The 17,431-nt window shown below is 64.6% G+C and carries 21 protein-coding genes; 16 read left to right on the top strand and 5 right to left on the bottom strand.

Annotation, left to right across the window (positions count from 1 at the left end; genetic code table 11):
- Window positions 1-87 precede the first annotated feature (87 nt).
- The 3 genes from U0C82_RS16015 to U0C82_RS16005 form a co-directional block, all read right to left on the bottom strand.
- Window positions 88-366 carry a hypothetical protein gene (locus U0C82_RS16015; protein WP_322188424.1) on the bottom strand — a complete coding sequence of 93 codons (279 nt, stop codon included), beginning with the start codon at window positions 364-366 and terminating at the stop codon, window positions 88-90.
- Window positions 363-683 (bottom strand): hypothetical protein, encoded by a 321-nt coding sequence (locus U0C82_RS16010; protein ID WP_322188423.1) that lies wholly within the window; start codon window positions 681-683, stop codon window positions 363-365. The genes U0C82_RS16015 and U0C82_RS16010 overlap by 4 nt, the downstream gene beginning before the upstream one ends.
- Window positions 684-925: 242 nt before the next feature.
- Entirely contained in the window at window positions 926-1,825 is a 900-nt protein-coding gene (locus U0C82_RS16005; RefSeq protein ID WP_322188516.1) for a LysR family transcriptional regulator, read from the bottom strand.
- A gap of 101 nt (window positions 1,826-1,926) precedes the next feature.
- On the opposite strand from U0C82_RS16005, the gene U0C82_RS16000 reads away from it, so the two are divergent.
- From U0C82_RS16000 to U0C82_RS15950, 11 genes are all read left to right on the top strand, one after another.
- Entirely contained in the window at window positions 1,927-2,910 is a 984-nt protein-coding gene (locus U0C82_RS16000; protein ID WP_322188421.1) for an aldo/keto reductase, read from the top strand.
- Entirely contained in the window at window positions 2,907-3,293 is a 387-nt protein-coding gene (locus tag U0C82_RS15995) for a carboxymuconolactone decarboxylase family protein (RefSeq protein WP_322188419.1), read from the top strand. Before U0C82_RS16000 ends, U0C82_RS15995 begins: the two co-directional genes overlap by 4 nt.
- 53 nt (window positions 3,294-3,346) lie before the next feature.
- Window positions 3,347-3,889 (top strand): MFS transporter, encoded by a 543-nt coding sequence (locus U0C82_RS15990; RefSeq protein ID WP_322188417.1) that lies wholly within the window; start codon window positions 3,347-3,349, stop codon window positions 3,887-3,889.
- A gap of 122 nt (window positions 3,890-4,011) precedes the next feature.
- The gene (locus U0C82_RS15985) at window positions 4,012-4,143 is read left to right on the top strand and encodes a hypothetical protein (protein ID WP_322188416.1); all 132 of its coding nucleotides are present in this window, start codon (window positions 4,012-4,014) and stop codon (window positions 4,141-4,143) included.
- 232 nt (window positions 4,144-4,375) lie between these two features.
- Window positions 4,376-5,893, top strand: a complete 1,518-nt coding sequence (locus tag U0C82_RS15980; protein WP_322188415.1) for a Do family serine endopeptidase — start codon at window positions 4,376-4,378, stop codon at window positions 5,891-5,893.
- Window positions 5,894-5,973: 80 nt separating this feature from the next.
- Window positions 5,974-7,266: a replication-associated recombination protein A gene (locus tag U0C82_RS15975; RefSeq protein ID WP_322188413.1), complete on the top strand. Its 1,293-nt coding sequence runs from the start codon at window positions 5,974-5,976 to the stop codon at window positions 7,264-7,266.
- A gap of 267 nt (window positions 7,267-7,533) precedes the next feature.
- On the top strand, window positions 7,534-9,153 hold the full coding sequence (locus U0C82_RS15970; RefSeq protein ID WP_322188411.1) for a BCCT family transporter: 1,620 nt from the start codon (window positions 7,534-7,536) through the stop codon (window positions 9,151-9,153).
- Window positions 9,154-9,251: 98 nt separating this feature from the next.
- Entirely contained in the window at window positions 9,252-9,629 is a 378-nt protein-coding gene (crcB, locus tag U0C82_RS15965; RefSeq protein ID WP_322188409.1) for a fluoride efflux transporter CrcB, read from the top strand.
- Window positions 9,630-9,757: 128 nt separating this feature from the next.
- Window positions 9,758-10,756, top strand: coding sequence for an RluA family pseudouridine synthase (locus tag U0C82_RS15960; protein WP_322188407.1), 999 nt, complete (start codon window positions 9,758-9,760; stop codon window positions 10,754-10,756).
- Between the two features lie 7 nt (window positions 10,757-10,763).
- The gene (locus tag U0C82_RS15955; protein WP_322188405.1) at window positions 10,764-11,453 is read left to right on the top strand and encodes an HAD-IA family hydrolase; all 690 of its coding nucleotides are present in this window, start codon (window positions 10,764-10,766) and stop codon (window positions 11,451-11,453) included.
- 154 nt (window positions 11,454-11,607) lie between these two features.
- A complete protein-coding gene (locus U0C82_RS15950) occupies window positions 11,608-12,378 on the top strand; it encodes an ATP12 family chaperone protein (RefSeq protein ID WP_322188403.1) in 771 nt (256 codons plus the stop codon).
- Between the two features lie 40 nt (window positions 12,379-12,418).
- Here the strand turns inward: U0C82_RS15950 and U0C82_RS15945 are convergent, their stop codons facing one another.
- Window positions 12,419-13,000: a Uma2 family endonuclease gene (locus U0C82_RS15945; protein WP_322188401.1), complete on the bottom strand. Its 582-nt coding sequence runs from the start codon at window positions 12,998-13,000 to the stop codon at window positions 12,419-12,421.
- 166 nt (window positions 13,001-13,166) lie between these two features.
- On the opposite strand from U0C82_RS15945, the gene gatB reads away from it, so the two are divergent.
- The 5 genes from gatB (at window position 13,167) to U0C82_RS15920 (ending at window position 16,818) form a co-directional block, all read left to right on the top strand.
- The gene (gatB, locus tag U0C82_RS15940) at window positions 13,167-14,666 is read left to right on the top strand and encodes an Asp-tRNA(Asn)/Glu-tRNA(Gln) amidotransferase subunit GatB (protein WP_322188399.1); all 1,500 of its coding nucleotides are present in this window, start codon (window positions 13,167-13,169) and stop codon (window positions 14,664-14,666) included.
- Between the two features lie 8 nt (window positions 14,667-14,674).
- Window positions 14,675-15,172: a GNAT family N-acetyltransferase gene (locus tag U0C82_RS15935; RefSeq protein WP_322188397.1), complete on the top strand. Its 498-nt coding sequence runs from the start codon at window positions 14,675-14,677 to the stop codon at window positions 15,170-15,172.
- Window positions 15,173-15,309: 137 nt separating this feature from the next.
- On the top strand, window positions 15,310-15,756 hold the full coding sequence (locus U0C82_RS15930; RefSeq protein ID WP_322188395.1) for a phosphate-starvation-inducible PsiE family protein: 447 nt from the start codon (window positions 15,310-15,312) through the stop codon (window positions 15,754-15,756).
- Between the two features lie 88 nt (window positions 15,757-15,844).
- Window positions 15,845-16,228, top strand: coding sequence for an NADH:ubiquinone oxidoreductase subunit NDUFA12 (locus U0C82_RS15925; RefSeq protein WP_322188394.1), 384 nt, complete (start codon window positions 15,845-15,847; stop codon window positions 16,226-16,228).
- A 161-nt stretch (window positions 16,229-16,389) separates the two neighbouring features.
- A complete protein-coding gene (locus U0C82_RS15920) occupies window positions 16,390-16,818 on the top strand; it encodes a DUF2155 domain-containing protein (RefSeq protein WP_322188392.1) in 429 nt (142 codons plus the stop codon).
- On the opposite strand, the gene aat is transcribed toward U0C82_RS15920, so the two are convergent.
- Entirely contained in the window at window positions 16,758-17,426 is a 669-nt protein-coding gene (gene aat / locus U0C82_RS15915) for a leucyl/phenylalanyl-tRNA--protein transferase (RefSeq protein WP_322188514.1), read from the bottom strand. The genes U0C82_RS15920 and aat overlap by 61 nt on opposite strands.
- Window positions 17,427-17,431 lie beyond the last annotated feature (5 nt).

The raw sequence follows: 17,431 nt of genomic DNA, 5'->3' as shown, positions 1-17,431 counted from the left end.
ATGCCCTCCACGCGAAAAAACGATGACTTTCAGCCGGCCCAGCTTGTCGGACCATCCGACGATAGCGGCTGTCAGTCCGCGCGTGCCTTAGTCGTCCAGGAGGTCCGCGATCTTTTCATAGACCGCATCTAGAACTGACTCTCCGCTTTCGGAAACGTCATCGATGTCCTGATAGACGTCCGGCAAGACGCGGCTGAGGGTCAGCGCTGCGATCGATGCGCCTGTACATGCCACGAACGCGCGCATCTGCGGAATTTCGAAGCCTTTTTGAACGAAGCCGGTTACGATGCCGTCGGCGTCATAAGCCGCGGAATCGTAGGAGAGGAAGACGCGATCTTCCTTGTGACAAATATTAAGGCCGCTCATTGAACCGACTCCTTTTTCGCTTGTGAGAATGGCACGCATCGGGATCGGCATGGAGCGGACTCGCCGGCGGTCATGCCCAGCGTGGCAATTTGCGTTTCGAGGGCTGAGACCTGTTCGTTAGCTTGGACGCGAAGCGCTTTCATCACCTCGGAATAGGTGTCGGTTTCCTTCGCGGCCTCCCGAAGAGCGTCCGCCCGAGAGGCGAGACCGTCCCGCAAAGCGTCGAAGCCTTCCGGGTTCAACCGCCGGAACATATCGATTGACGAACCACGTACGCCGATCGATGACGGGCTGAAGGCGACATTGCGGATTGCCATGCCCTGACTGCCGGTCGCGACCGGTGGACTGGCTCGCCGCCTCCATGGAACGTGCGCTTCCCCCTTGCGCCGGCCGACAGGGTGCCAAGCGGGTGCAGCATTAGAGGGCTTTGGCGTAGACGTCGTGCTCATCATCATCGGGCGCGGCCCGCCATCAAACACGTGTCCGACACCGACCCATGGGCGACGGCCTGTCCATGCCAAGTCGATCCCGCGACTGGCCGCCCGGGATGCGATCTGCGTCAATCCTGGTCCTGGCGGCCCTGAAGGCGTGCCCGGTGGCTGATGAAGAGGTCTGACAGGTAATCAGCAACGACCCGAACGCGGCGCGAGTGCGCCAGGTCGGAATGCATCACGAGCCAGATCGGTTGATCGAAGCCGAGTTCATCGGCCGGGCACACCAGACCCAGAGGTCGTGCGAGAAAATGGGGTAGCACGGCCAATCCGAGGCCGGCGACCGTGGCGGAGAGCTGGGATGAAAGGCTCGTGGTCGTCAACGCGCAGGCGCGTCCTCGAAGCATGCGCTCGATCCATTGCGCCGCAGGCAGATGGCTTTGCGTTTCGGCCCAGCCGATGAACCGATCGGTCTTGAACCCGGCCGGATCCGCGTCGGCCCGGCGGGCCCGCATGTAGTCCGCGGAACCGTAGAGGCCGAAGCCCAACGTCCCGAGCCGCCGCACGGTGACATTGCCGCCATCGGGCTTGACCATCCTGATCGCCAGGTCCGCATCGCGTCGATGCAGGTTGACGGTGTGGACATCGGTGGTGACTTCGATCTCGAGGCCCGGATGGCGATCGAGCAGAGTCGGCAGTGCGGGAATGATCAGCGGGTTGGCGAGGTTCTCGGCCGTGGCGAGGCGGACTTGCCCCGTCACGCTGGCCTGCCGGTCCGCCTCAACGCCGAAGGCATTGCCGGCATGTTCCAGAGCTTCGGCCCGCCCGATGAGCGCCTGGCCGTCATCCGTCAGGCGGTAGCCGGTTTGATGCCGACTGAAGAGCGGCACGCCCAGGGCGCGCTCCAGCCGCTCGATCCGCCTCGAGACGGTGGCAAGTCCCGTTCCGAGCTGAGCGGCCGCGCCGCTCAACGTTCCCGCCCGGGCAATCGCCAGGAAGACCCGCGCATCGTCCCACTGAATGCCCATCATTCGATCTTCCGTTATCGGAAAACAGATTCCACAAATTCTCGCTATAATTGCCGGTCATAGGACGTCATGCTTCTCCTGACAATTGCAAGGAGAAGCCCATGCAACGCCGCACGATCGGATCGAACCTCACCGTCTCAGCCATCGGTCTGGGCTGCATGGGGATGAGCGAGTTTTATGGCCCACGGGACGACGCCGAATCCATGGCCGTCCTCGATCGCGCCGTCGAACTCGGCGTCGATTTCTTCGATACCGCCGACACCTACGGACCGCACCACAATGAGCAACTGATCGGCGAGTTCCTGGCGTCGCGCCGTCCCGAGGTGCGGATCGCCACCAAGTTCGGGATCGTCCGCACGCCGGGCGAATATCGTCGAACGCTCGACAACAGCGCAGGCTACATCCGCACGGCCTGCGAAGGGTCGTTGCGCCGATTGGGGGTCGAGCGGATCGATCTCTACTATGTCCACCGGATCGACAGTGGACGCCCCATCGAGGAAACGATGGACGATCTTGCGGCGCTGCGCCGTGAGGGCAAGATCGACGGCATCGGGCTGTGCGAGGTCAGCGCCGCGACGCTGCGGCGTGCCCATGCCGTCCATCCCGTAACCGCGGTTCAAACGGAATATTCGCTCTGGACGCGGGACGTGGAAGCGGACATCCTGCCGACATGCCGCGAACTGGGGATCGGCTTCGTCGCCTATTCTCCGCTCGGTCGCGGATTCCTGACCGGGCGCTTCGACGGCGCGACGACCTTCGGACTCGGTGACGCCCGCGCGGATCTGCCCCGTTTCGCGAAGGAGAACGCCTCCACGAACCGGCGTCTCGTCGATGTGATCGCCGAATTCGCCGATCGCAAAGGCTGCACACCGGCGCAGATCGCCCTGGCCTGGCTGTTGGCGCAGGGCGACGACATCGTGCCGATCCCCGGCACCAAGCAGCGGCGTTATCTCGAGGACAATGTCGGCGCGGCGTCGATCGCCCTCGGCGCCGATGAACTCGCCGCTCTCGATCGGGCCCTCTCGCCGCTTTCGGTCGCCGGTGATCGCTATATTGCCGAAGGAATGAAGGGGGTCGGCGCATGAACGGCAATGACCGTCGCGGCCGCGCGCTTGCCCTCCTGGCGCGCCTCGATCCTGCGGCACCGTCCCGCGTCGCGTCCAACCTCGACGGGCTGTCGCCAGATTTTCTGGAACTGGTCCTCGGCTTTGCCTTCGCCGATATCGTCTCGCGACCGGGGATCGACCTCAAGACGCGCGAAATGCTGACGGTCTCGGCCCTCATGGCGATGGGTACGGCGCCGGAGCAACTTGAATTCCACATTCGCGCCGCGCTCCACACGGGCGTCACCCGCGAAGAGATCGTGGAGATCCTGCTGCAGATCGCGGTCTATGCAGGCGTCCCCGCCTGCATGAACGGTGTGTCGGCCGCCCGGAAGGCCTTCGCCGTGCATGACGCGACGCCTTAGCGCCCACGGCGCCTGCTCAGCCTCTTCCAATCTTTCCCGCGAGGCGCAATTCCTTGCGCGCCGCCCGCTTGATCGGCGCACTGGCGCACGGAACGTTCTGGACGGTGACCGGGTCGCCGGGCGCGCAGATCGCCCCGGCCCGGCATGTCGGCCTTGCCACATCGATCATTTTCGGCGGCGTCTCGGCGGCCAGCGTTCTGGGCGTCCCGCCGGCAAGCTTCATTGGCGAAATCGGTGGCTGGCGTACCGCCTTCGGCGCCATCGCCGCCCTTTCCCTGGCCACGGCCGCCGCAATCGCCCCATCGGTGCCACGGGCGCCGGCCTCGGCGCCGGTGTCGCGACGGATCGTCCGATGCGCCCGAGGCATTCGCCCGGGCGAGGGGGCAAGACGCGACGATGGCGGGATCGTGGCGAAATCTGTGGCGGCGTGGTCACACTGGCCGGACGTTGGAATTAACCGGCTTCTTCGTTTCCTGTGCGTCTCATCCGCCGGAGGCCCGACTGTGATGGAAAAGCGCTATCGCGCGGGTTTCGCCCATGGCAAAGCAGCGTCGCGGTTCCGGGAAAAGTTCGTGACGTCGACTGCAACCATTTGAGTTGCGGTGACTTACCCATCCTGAAGCGGGGACGCAGCCACGAGGAATGTGGCGAAATTTACGAGGATTAAACAATCCGTATGCAGAATGCCGAAATGACAAATCAAAAGGTACGGTTTCCAGTGCGCCGCACAGCCATCACGCTCCTCGCCGCCATGGGCGCATTTGCGGTTCTGACCGCAAGCTATGCGACCGCCGACTTGCCGGCTCCGGTGTCCGCCGCCGTGGCGAACGACCTTGACGGCGCGAACTGAGCCTATCGCTCTTCGTATGCGGCGGAACGAGCGGCGAACCGCGAACTGAACGAAAAAGGGGTCCCGCGGGACCCCTTTTTCGTGGCTGGAGCCGTCGGGATCGGCCTTGAAATATTTGCCGCGACCGGTGCGAGGCGGTATGCCTGCAAGACGTCCCTCGACGGCGCCAACGCACGGCCCGACGATCTCCGGACCGCAAGAAGGCAACAGGACGAGCACGGGAATTGGCCGCATGGTTCACCCTCATCGCGCAGCATTGTTCGCCCTCGTGATCCTGCTGGCGGCAGGCGCGTCGGCACCGCTCGCGACGGCCGAAGGCTGGAGCCTTCGCGGCCTCTTCGGTGGCGAAGAGAGCGAGGATCAGTCAGCCACGCCGGACCCGTCTCCCGCACCCGTCCCCGAGACCTTGTCCGGCGCGCGCACCGAGGCCGTTCCGGCGAGCCCATCCGAGATCACGCTCACCTTCGCGCCGCTGGTGCGGAAGACCGCGCCCGCCGTCGTCAATGTCTATGCCGCACGCGCGGTCCCGCCGCGCCTGTCGCCCTTTGCGGGCGATCCGTTCTTCGGACAGTTCTTCGGCGGGCCGACGCGTCCGGCCGAACCGCGCATCGAAAGCTCGCTCGGCTCCGGCGTGATCGTCGATCCGGGCGGCCTGATCGTCACGAACAATCATGTCATCGCCGATGCGGACGAGGTGCGAATCGCCTTTGCGGACGGGCGGGAATTCGAGACGGAAATCGTCCTCAAGGATGCCAAGGTGGACCTTGCGGTGTTGAAGGTCAGCGATCCGACCGAAGCGTTTCCATCGATCGAACTGGCCGATTCCGACGGGATCGAAATCGGCGATCTGGTTCTGGCGATCGGCAATCCGTTCGGGATCGGACAAACGGTCACCAACGGCATCGTGTCGGCCCTGTCGCGCACCCATCTGAAGCCGGGCGACCCGGGCGTGTTCATCCAGACGGACGCCGCGATCAATCCGGGAAATTCGGGCGGGGCGCTCATCGACATGGGCGGGCGGCTCGTCGGCGTGAACACGGCGATCTTCTCCAAATCCGGCGGTTCGAACGGCATCGGCTTTGCGATCCCCTCCAATCTCGTCGCCAGCTTCATCCGCGCCGCCAAGGCCGGGGGGTCGTTCTCGCGGCCCTATATCGGCGCATCCTTCGGCCAGGTTTCGCCCGATATCGCCGAAGCCGTCGGGCTTGCGCGGCCGACGGGGGCGATCGTCTTCTCGGTCGCGGAAGGCTCGCCGGCGGATATTGCGGGTCTTGAGGAAGGCGACGTCATTCTCGAGGTCGGATCCGTCGCCATCACCGATCCCGATGCGCTCGGATATCGCCTCGCAACCGCCGGGATCGGTTCGACGACGACGCTGACGGTCTTGCGCGGCGAGGCGCGCGAGACCCTGTCGCTGCCCCTGACGGGGGCCCCCGAAACACCGCCGCGGGACGCCCGTCTCCTTGAAGGGCGCACGCCGTTCTCCGGCGCGACCGTCTGGACGCTGTCGCCGAAGGTCGCCGAGGAGCTCGATCTGCCGCTCGAGAAAACCGGCGTCGTGATCGCCGATGTCGAACGCGGTTCGTTCGCGGCCCGTTTCGGGCTCAGGCCCAGGGACATCGTCATCGCGCTCAATGGCGAGCGCGTCGCCACCAGCGCCGGCCTCGAACGGCTTCTGTCGGAAGCCTGGGGCGGGTATGAATTCGAGATCGAACGGGGCGGCCGCCGCCTGATGAGAAGGGTGCGCTGACCGTGGCCGACCTGTTTGGTGACCCCGCAGCAGACGAACGACCGGCATCCCGGCACGGAGGGGCCGCCGGACATGGGCCCGTGGCGGCGTCGACCGCAGCTGCCCGCCCGCTCGCCGATCGCCTGCGCCCGAAGACCTTGAGCGAGGTCGTCGGACAGACCCATCTGACGGGCGAGGGCGGGATTCTCTCCCGCATGCTGGCCTCGAAGAACCTCGGCTCGATGATCTTCTGGGGGCCACCCGGAACCGGAAAGACGACGGTCGCCCGGCTTCTGGCCAATGACAGCGATTACGCCTTCGAACAGATCTCAGCGATCTTTTCAGGCGTCGCGGACCTGAAGAAGGTGTTCGAATCGGCCCGGATGCGCCGGTCCAACGGAAAACCGACGCTGCTGTTCGTCGACGAGATCCACCGTTTCAACCGGGCCCAGCAGGACAGTTTCCTGCCTGTCATGGAAGACGGAACGGTCGTCCTCGTCGGCGCGACGACGGAAAATCCCTCCTTCGAACTGAACGCCGCGCTCCTGTCGCGTGCGAGGGTCCTGACGTTCAAGGCCCATGACGCCGCAAGCCTCGGCGCGCTCCTCGACCGGGCCGAAGAGATCGAGAACGAGCGCCTGCCGCTCGACGACGAGGCACGACAGGTGCTGTTGCGCCTGGCCGACGGGGATGGCCGCGCGGTCCTCAGTCTCGCCGAGGAGATATGGCGATCGGCCAAGCCGGGTGAGCTGTTCGACGCCGACGCGCTCCAGACCATCGTGCAGCGGCGGGCTCCGGTCTACGACAAGGGCCAGGACGGGCATTACAATCTGATTTCCGCCCTGCACAAATCCGTTCGGGGCTCGGACCCCGATGCCGCGCTCTACTGGCTGTGCCGGATGCTGGATGCGGGCGAGGACCCGCTCTATCTCGGCCGGCGGCTGGTCCGCATGGCCTCCGAGGATATCGGACTGGCCGATCCGCACGCGCTTCGCGTCACGCTCGCGGCCAAGGATGCCTACGATTATCTCGGCTCTCCGGAAGGCGAACTCGCGCTTGCCGAAGCCACCGTCTATCTGGCGGCGGCGCCCAAATCGAACGCGGTCTACACCGCTTACAAGCAAGCGATGCGTGCGGCCAAGGCGCACGGATCCCTGCTTCCGCCACGCCATATCCTGAACGCGCCGACGAAGCTGATGAAGGAGGAGGGGTATGGTTCGGGCTATTCCTACGATCACGACCAGCCCGACGCCTTTTCGGGACAGACTTATTTTCCGGACGAGATGGAGCGCGAAACCTATTATCGGCCGACACGCTACGGACGGGAAGAGTGGATCGGCGAGCGGCTGCAGCATCTTGCAAGGCTGAGGGCGCAGCGCGACCGGGGCGACTGAAACGACCGGCGCCGACGGACCCTGCAGGTGCCGAAGCCGCCATGGAAGGTTCGGCAATTGGCGTCAACCCGTTGAAACGGCGCGGCGCCTGTTCTAGGATTGCGGCGAATTCATGGAATCCGCGATGTGTCGAAGCAGACGCCTCGCGGATTTCTTGTATTTGCATAACAGACCGGACGGGTGCGCTCTCGAATGTCTTCGGGAGCCTGCTTCCTGCTGCAAGACCCGCCCGAACCGACAAGCCTGGCAACGATCAAGGAGAACGCCATGACGGTGGATCAGGACAAGATACCCGATCAATCGGTCTCGGAATACGAGGTCGGACAAGACAATCTGCAGAAATACGGCCTCGACATCCACAATCCGGTGTTTCCGATCTCGGCGGGAATCATCATTCTTTTCGTGGCTTTCGCCCTCATGTTTCCGGGCGTCGCGGACAGTTTCTTCGGCTGGCTTCGACCGTTCCTGACCTCGACCTTCGATTGGGTGTTCCTGATCGCCGGCAACATCTTCGTCCTGTTCTGCCTCGCGCTCATCGTGACGCCGCTCGGAAACATCCGGCTCGGCGGCGTCGATGCCAAGCCCGACTACGGCTATTTCGGCTGGTTCGCGATGCTGTTCTCGGCCGGCATGGGCATCGGCCTCGTCTTTTACGGCGTTTCCGAACCCGTCAGCCATTATTCGGCAGCCTTCGAAGGCACGGACTGGGCGCCGCTCGGCGGGGCCGCCGGCGAGCAACTCGAAGCCCGCCGTCTCGGCATGGCCGCGACCCTCTATCACTGGGCCCTGCACCCTTGGGCGATCTACGCGGTCGTGGCGCTCGCGCTCGGTTTCTTCTCCTACAATTGGGGCCTTCCGCTGACCATGCGTTCGGCCTTCTACCCGATCCTCGGCGATCGGGTCTGGGGCTGGCCGGGTCATGTGATCGACATCATGGCCGTGTTCGCGACGCTTTTCGGACTTGCGACATCGCTCGGCTTCGGCGCCGAGCAGGCGACCGCCGGTCTCAACTTCCTGTTCGGCATTCCCGATACGATGCTGACCAAGATCACGCTGATCGCGGTGATCACCGGCATCGCCCTCATCTCCGTCGTCGCCGGCCTCGACGCCGGTGTGAAGCGACTGTCGGAGTTCAACATGGTGCTGGCGATCCTGCTTCTCGGCTTCGTCTTCCTGGTCGGTCCGACAATGGATCTCGTCCGGGGCCTGTTCGGCAACACGGTCTCGTACTTCCGCGAGCTGATCCCGCTCTCCATGCCGTTCGGGCGCGAGGACGACAATTTCAGGACCGGTTGGACGACGTTCTACTGGGCCTGGTGGATGAGCTGGTCGCCGTTCGTCGGCATGTTCATCGCCCGCGTCTCGCGCGGCCGCACCGTGCGCGAGTTCATGACCTGCGTGCTCGTGGTTCCGACCATGGTGTCGATCATATGGATGACCGTCTTCGGCGGGACAGCCCTCACCGAAACCATCGGTGGCTATGCCGGCATCGTCGATGCCGAACTGCCGGTGAAGCTGTTCGCGATGCTCAACCAGCTTCCGCTGACGCAGATCACGTCCCTGGTCGGGATCATTCTGGTCATCGTGTTCTTCGTGACCTCGTCCGATTCCGGCTCGCTGGTCATCGACACGATCACGGCGGGCGGCAAGCTCGATGCGCCGACGGCGCAACGGGTCTTCTGGGCGACCTTCGAGGGGCTCATCGCCATCGCGCTGCTCCTCGGCGGCGGTCTGGCGGCGCTGCAGGGCGCGGCGATCGCCACGGGGCTTCCCTTCGCGATCCTGCTTCTCGTGCTCGCCTTCTCGACCGGTAAGGGCCTCATCGCGGAGCGCAAGAAACCGTTCCTCGAAAATGTCGAGCAGACCGGACCGGCCCCCGCCCGATAGGTCGCCTGCGGCCTTGACGATCCGCCTCCGGCCCCGAACACGCCCGTGTTCGGGGCCGAACTCTTTCCAAGGGCGGCCATCGGCGCTATCGGACGGGCATGATCAACCTTCTCCTCGTCATGGCGGGCGGCGGGCTCGGGGCCGGCATGCGACATCTCTCAAACCTTGCCGCCGTGCGCTTTTTCGGATCGGGCTTTCCCTGGGGTACGGCCTTCGTCAACGTGTTCGGCTCGTTCCTGATGGGTGTCCTGGTGGAGCTTCTGGCGCGCAAGCTCGGCATGTCGCAGCACTGGCGGATGTTTCTGGCCAGCGGATGCCTCGGCGGGTTCACCACCTTCTCCTCGTTCTCGCTCGACACCATGAACCTGATCGACAAGGGCGCGGCGGGGCTCGCGATCGCTTATGTCGCCGGGTCGGTGATCCTGGGGGTCGCCGCGCTTTTCGCCGGCCTCCTGAGCGTCAGGGCGCTTCTGTGACCGGCCTGCCAGGTGCGGTGCGTTGCCGGACGCGCTTCGGGCAGCTAGAAGAGCGCAAAACCGACGGCCTCCGCGAACCATCGCACCGGTCCCGGATATCATAGCCTCGAATTACGGAGCGACGCCCCATGGCGGCAGTCGAACAACGGCGCGTGGACGATGACGAGGCCGGATTGCGCCTCGATCGCTGGTTCAAGCTGCATTATCCCGGCCTCGGCTTCGGCCAGCTGCAAAAGCTGCTGCGGTCCGGCCAGATCCGGGTCGACGGCGGCCGGGCGAAGTCCGACACGCGCGTGACGCCCGGTCAGATGATCCGGGTGCCGCCGATGGCGGTCGATTCCCATTCCGGGGAGCGGCCCGTCTCCAACAAGCCGCTGACGGCCAACACCATCAAGGGCCAGAACGATGGAGACGTCCTCGCCCAGATGGTGATCTACGAGGACGACAAGGTCATCGTCTTCAACAAGCCGGCAGGGCTTGCCGTGCAGGGCGGCTCGGGCCTGACTCGCCACGTCGACGACATGCTGGAATCCTGGCGCAACAGGAAGGGCGAGAAGCCGAGGCTCGTCCATCGGCTCGACCGCGACACGTCCGGCATTCTCGTCGTCGCGCGCACCCGGGGCGCCGCGACCGCGCTGACAAAAGCCTTCCGGGAGCGTGAGACCAAGAAGCTCTACTGGGCGCTCGTCAAGGGCGTGCCGGCCCCGCACGAGGGCAAGATCTCGACCTATCTGAAGAAGGAGCAGACGCCGGACGGCGACCGGATGCGGATTGCCAAGCACGGGGAGGAGGGTGCCGACCACGCCCTGTCCTATTACCGCGTCGTCGACCAGGTCGCGCAGAATTTCTCCTGGCTGGAACTCGAACCACATACGGGGCGCACACATCAATTGCGCATCCACATGCTGCATCTCGGCCATCCGATCGTGGGTGATCCGAAATATTTCGAGCACGACACCAATTGGGAGTTCCCGGGCGGGGTCCAGAAACGGCTCCATCTTCACGCGCGCCGCATCATCATCCCGCACCCGAACGGCGGCGTGATCGATCATATCGCGCCCTTGCCGCAACATATGCGCCAAACGTTCAACCTGTTCGGGTTCGATGAAGCAGAACTTGAGGATTGATCGCCAAGTGTCCGGAATAAAAGCGGTTCTGTTCGATTGCGACGGCACGCTCGCGGACTCGGCAGGCCTCATCTGCGATATCATGGAGCGATGCTTCACGGCCCACGATCTCCAGCCCCCGCCGCGCGAGGCGACCCGTGCGATCATCGGCCTGTCGCTCGATACGGCGATCGCGACCCTGCGGCCCGGGCTGACGCCGGTGGAAGTCCACCGGCTGTGCGAGAGCTACCGGGCCGAATACCGGCTGGAGCGTACGCGCCCGCATTTTTCCGATCATCTGTTCGAGGGCATGGCCGAACTCGTCCGCGATCTGGCCGCGCGCGAGGCCGTCTTCGTCGGCATGGTGACCGGAAAATCGCGTCGCGGCGTCGCGGCGCTGACCGCATCGCATAACCTGACCGACGTGTTCGTCACCGTTCGAACCGCCGACGACTGCCCCTCCAAACCCCATCCGGCGATGGTCCTGGAATGCTGCGGGGAACTGGGCGTCGCGCCGATCAACGCCGTCGTCGTCGGCGACACGACATACGACATGGAGATGGCCCGATCGGCCGGGAGCCATGCGATCGGCGTCGACTGGGGTTCGCACGCGCCGGAGCTCCTGTTGCGGCGGGGAGCCGCAGCGGTCGTCGGCACCGTGCCGGACCTTGCCGCCACGCTCGATCGCTGGCTGGCGGACGGGCCCGCCGCAACCTAGCGCGTCATGCGTCTCTTCAGACGCGGAATGCGCTAGCTATCTTTTTGATTTCACGCATGAGGCGTTCGGAAAATCGATTCCGATCCTCGGGCCGATGCTCTAGGTTCGCCCACCACAGATATCTCTTTCCTGCGACGAACAGAACCGGACGGCCATGTCGAACGATCCCGATATCCTGCAGAAGATGTTCGAAAATCCGAACGCCCTCCGCCGCTCCCTGCCCAAGCGGTTTTACACCACGGTCTCACTCGGCGAGGTCGAGGGCGGTCTCTCGGTGCTGCTCGACGGGCGAACCGTCAAGACGCCGGCAAAGAAGACGCTGGTTCTGCCGAACCGTCCGATCGCGGACGCCGTTCATGGCGAATGGATGCGCCAGGGCGAGCGGATCGATCCCGGCACCATGCCGGTGGCGCGGCTTTCCAACACGGTGGTCGATGCCGTGGCGCCCGATCCTGCGCCGGTGCTGAACGAGGTGCCGCTCTATGCGGAGACGGACCTTCTGGTCTATCGCGCGGCGCATCCGGACGAGCTCGTGGAGCGCCAGCGCGAGCGTTGGGACCCGATCGTCGAATGGGCGTCCGACACGCTGGGGGCGCGCTTCGTGCTTGCCGAAGGCGTGATGCATGTCGCCCAACCGGCCGAGGCGCTCGCCGCGTTCAAGGCCCGGATCGCCCCTCTGAAGGATCCATGGACGATCGCGGGGCTGCAGCTTGCCACGGCGCTTTCGGGCTCGGCGCTCCTGGCGCTCGCGCTTCTGGAGGGCAGGCTTGCGCCGGACGAAGCCTGGGAGCTTTCACGGCTCGACGAGAACTGGAACGTGGAACATTGGGGCGCCGACGAGGAAGCCCGCATCGCCGCCCGCTACAAGCAGGCCGATTTCGAAGCCGCGGCCCTGTTGATGGGCCGGGCTGCGAACGTGCAGTGACGAAGCGGCGCAAGCCGATCCAGCTGTTGCCGGCTGTGCCTTACCGCACGATGCCGCGATAGATCGCGTCGATCGGGAGCGTCACGGCGAGGCGCGAAAGTTCGATCGCGCCCGTTTCGACGATCCGCGGCTGGTCCGGCCAGTTTCCCTCGCCATCGCGCTCCCAGAGCCAGACGCAGGCCTTGTCCTGGCGGAGGATGAGAGTGGCGTCGAGCGTGGAAAGGCTCATATATTCGAGCTTCTTCGGCCCGAAATCGTTGGCGGTGGTCATGTCCGAGAGAACTTCGAAAATCAGCTTCGGCGTGTCGGTCGTCCGGCCGTCGAGATCGTCGCTCGCCGCCTCGACCAAGACGTCGGCGTAGCGGATCGAACGCACGCCGGTCCGGATGGCGAAGTCGCCTTGCGTGACCAGGTACCGGTCCGGGTCCAATTGTTGCTGAAGTGTTCTGTCGATATTGCTGACGACCCTTGCATGGGATCGTTTGACGAAGGGCATCATGACCGGCGTCCCATCGACGAGTTCGTAGCGCTCCTCCCGCAATTCGATCCAGTCGAAGAAGGCGTCGATCGTCAGGTTTCGCGGGACCGCGTCCGGCGGATGGGTGTCGGCAAGCGCGCTCATGGCAGAACTCCGTTGCAGATGTCGTGCCAGCATAACATATGAACCGGCCTCTGGCTCCGGTCCCGGTGCCTGCCGCATCGCCGCTCGCCCGCTCCAGCTTGATCGTTCGAGACCTTTCATCTAGCGATTGAGGCGACTTTCCCGCGACGTTTTCCGGATGCTTTGAATGACCCTCGTCGATACCCGCACACCGAACCCGAAATCCTTCATCTCCGGCGCGACCGGCGACTGGGAGGTGATCATCGGCATGGAAGTCCACGCCCAGGTCTCGTCCGAGGCCAAGCTGTTTTCCGGAGCCTCGACCGATTTCGGCGCCGAGGCCAATTCCCATGTCAGCCTGGTGGATGCCGCGATGCCGGGCATGCTGCCGGTCATCAACGAGGCGTGCGTGCGCCAGGCGGTGAAGACCGGGCTTGGCCTCAAGGCGCAGATCAACAAGCGTTCGGTGTTCGACCGGAAAAACTATTTCTATCCCGATCTGCCGCAAGGGTACCAGATCAGCCAGTTCAAGGACCCGATCGTCGGCGAGGGCGTCGTGCATGTCGCGGTCGGTCCGAACAGCAAGGGCGAGTTCGAGGATATCGAGGTCGGCGTCGAGCGGCTGCATCTGGAACAGGATGCGGGCAAATCCATGCACGACCAGCATCCGTCCATGAGCTTCGTCGATCTCAACCGGTCTGGCGTCGCGCTGATGGAGATCGTCTCCAAGCCCGACATGCGTTCCCCCGACGAGGCGAAGGCCTACCTCACCAAGCTGCGCACCATCCTGCGCTATCTCGGCACCTGCGACGGCAATATGGACGAGGGCTCGATGCGCGCCGACGTCAACGTCTCCGTGCGCCGGCCGGGCGGCGCGTTCGGCACGCGCTGCGAGATCAAGAACGTCAATTCCATCCGCTTCGTGGGCCAGTGCATCGAGGCAGAAGCGCGCCGCCAGATCGCGGTCATCGAGGATGGCGGCGTCATCGACCAGGAGACCCGCCTGTTCGATCCGGTGAAGGGCGAGACGCGGGCGATGCGTTCGAAGGAGGACGCGCACGACTATCGCTACTTCCCCGACCCCGATCTTCTGCCGCTCGAGTTCGATCAGGCCTATATCGACGCCGTCCTCGCCGAACTGCCGGAGCTTCCCGACGACAAGAAGAACAGGCTGATCGAGGATGCCGGCCTGTCGGCCTACGACGCGTCGATCCTCGTGTCGGAAAAGGCGATCGCCGATTTCTTCGAGAAGGTGGCCAGGGGCCGGGACGCCAAGCAGGCCGCCAACTGGGTGATCAACGATCTTCTCGGCGCTCTCAACAAGGCCGGTAAGGACATCGAGGAGACGCCGGTGTCGGCCGAACAGCTCGGCGCGATCCTCGATCTCATTCGCGAGGAGGTGATCTCGGGCAAGATCGCCAAGGATCTGTTCGAGATCGTCTGGAACGAGGGCGGCGATCCGAAGGAAATCGTCGAGGCGCGCGGCATGAAGCAGGTGACCGATACCGGCGCGATCGAGAAGGCCGTCGACGAGGTCATTGCCGCCAACCCCGCCAAGGTCGAGCAGGCGAAGGAGAAGCCGTCGATGGCCGGCTGGTTCGTCGGCCAGGTCATGAAGGCGACCGGCGGCAAGGCCAACCCGCAGGCCGTCAACGCCCTCGTCAAGCAGAAGCTCGGCGTCGAATAGAGGCCGCCATGTATTTCGTCCGCACCGCCATGGAGCGCGATCTCCCGGCCATTTCGAAGCTTCTCGAAGAGACCTGGCACGCCACCTATGACGCGATCTACGGCGCGGCGCGGGTCAGCGAGTTGACCCGCGCCTTCCACTCGGTCGATGCGATGAAGCCCCGCATCAACCGTCCGTCCTCGGAATTCATCGTCGCCGACAATGGCGAGCGCCTCGGCGGCGTCGCGTTCGCCGCATCCTCCGATGCCGATCGCGCGCTCGTGGTTCTTCACCAGCTCTATGTCCTGCCGGCCGAGCAGCGGTCCGGCATCGGCGCGGAGATGCTCGGCGAGATCATGAACGCGTTCCCCGATGGGCGCCGGATCAGGTGCGAGGTGGAACCGGCCAATGCCGGCGCGGTCGCCTTCTACGAGGCGCACGGTTTTGCGGCGATAAGCACCGCGACCGCCATGGATGGTGCCGATGACGGGATCGAGGTCAGCGTCTACGAGCGTCCGCTCGGCTGACGGACGATGCATGTCCGCGACCCGGGGCTGCCGAACCGGTTCGATGTGACGCATGGACATGTCTCGGCGCTGCGACAGATCGCCGTCAAGCGTGCAACGCCCGAGTGCGCGCCGCGAACGATCGGGAGCGGACTGCCATGGCCTTGAAGATCTACCAGATTTTCGAACGCGGGATCGCCTATCTGCTTCTGGCGGGCATGGGCATCGTTGTTCTCCTCGCCGCCGTCAGCTTCGGCCATTCCATCCTCGTCATCTTCACCGGCCTGTCGGACCCGCTCGACTATACGGCCTTCCAGGTCCTGTTCGACCGGGTTCTGGTGGTCGTGATCGCCCTGGAACTCGCCCATTCGATCCAGCAGATGGCCGCCGGCGATCACCGGCTCGCGCAGGTGCGCACGGTCATCGTCATCGGCGTTCTCGCCGTCGTTCGAAAGCTCATTCTCCTCGAGGTCGAGACGACGTCGGGCCTGTTCCTCGTCGGTCTTGCCGCCACGATCCTTGCGCTCGGGCTGGTGCTCTACCTGATCGGGATGATCGACCGCAGCGAGCGTTCCCCGTCGCCATCACAGCATCGCGGCGACTGACGGCCGGACGGCCTGCGCTGCTGGACATCGGGCGGCATCGGTCCCATAAGAGCACCGGATATCAGCCACGCATATGGGCAGACGCGCGATGAAAGAATGGCTCCTGCAGATCTTTACATGGTGGAACGGCCAGACCCTCGGCACGCGTTTCCACACATGGCGCACCGGCAAGAAGGTCGGCGAGGATCAGTACGGCAACATCTACTACACCAATGCCGATAGGACCCGCCGCTGGGTGATCTACAACGGGCCCGTCGAAGCCTCCGCGATCCCGTCAGGCTGGCATGGCTGGATGCATCATCGCGTCGACACGCCGCCGGCCGATGAAGTCTACGTCCCGCGCAGCTGGGAGAAGCCGTCCGAGAAGAACCATACCGGCACGGACGAAGCCTACCGCCCTGCGGGTTCGCTGCTTCGGCCCGAAAAGGACCGTCCGCGCGTGACCGGCGAATACGACGCCTGGACCCCCTGACCGATCCCTCTTCGCGATGCTTGCGAGGGTCGATTCAGGACCGGTTCATCGCCGGCGGGCCATTCGGTAAGGCGCGCCCGTCGGTGTTCCCCGCAAGACCGCCGCATCGTCCGCGGCTGAGGATCATCGGCTCTTTCACGACCGGAAGTTACCAATCCCTGATGAACAGACTGCGCTTCTTCCCGTTTCGCTCCGCCCTCGTCGCTGCCCTTGCCAGCGGCACGTTCGCGCTCGGTCACACCGGTGCGTCGGCGCAGGAGCGCGTCGACAATCCGGTTGCCGTATTTTCCGGTCTCGACAAGATCACCGGACGGCTCACCGAGTTCGACGTCTTCATCGACGAGACGGTGCAGTTCGGGGCGCTCCAAGTGACGCCGCGCGTCTGCAAGACGAGCCCCGAGGGGCGAACGGCCCAGACCGACGCCTTCGTCGAGGTCGACGAGATCACCCTGGACCGCGAGATTCGCCGTATCTTCTCGGGCTGGATGTTCGCCGCATCCCCCGGTCTCAACGCCGTCGAGCATCCGGTCTACGATGTCTGGCTGAAGAGCTGCAAGACGGAGTCCGACGTTCCGGCCCCGGCCGAATAGAACGTCGTTTCGGCCTCGATCGCCTCGGCGAGGAGCAGCTGATAGTCGTCGCGTGGAATCTCGATGGCGCCGAAGCGTGCCAGATGGCCGGTCAAAAACTGTGTGTCGAGCAATGTGTAGCCGCCGCGGATAAGGCGCTCGCACAGGAACACCAGCGCGACCTTCGAGGCGTCCGTCGCCCGCGAGAACATGCTTTCCCCGAAGAATGCGCCCCCGAGCGAGACGCCGTAGAGGCCGCCGACGAGCCTTCCATCCTTCCACGCTTCCACCGAATGGGCAAAGCCCTTCCGGTATAGCGCGATGTAGAGGTCGCGGACGGTTGCGTTGATCCACGTTTCCGTACGATCGGGCGCAGGCTCCGCACACCCGTCGAGGACCGCGACGAACGCCGTGTCGACGGTGATGTCGAAGACGTTCCGACGGATCGTCTTCTTCAGGCTGCGTGAGACATGCAATCCATCGAGCGGAAGAATGCCGCGTTCGACGGGATCGACCCAGAAGATATTCGGGTCGTCCGCCGATTCCGCCATGGGGAATATCCCGCAGGCATAGGCTTTCAGGAGGATGGCCGGCGTGATGCGATAGTCCTGTCCGCCACCCGTCGCCATCACGC

Origin of the sequence: Fulvimarina uroteuthidis, from assembly GCF_034321785.1 — a bacterium.
GTDB lineage: Bacteria > Pseudomonadota > Alphaproteobacteria > Rhizobiales > Rhizobiaceae > Fulvimarina > Fulvimarina uroteuthidis.
Note: the sequence above shows the minus strand (reverse complement) of the source record. Positions and strands in the feature narration are given on the sequence as shown.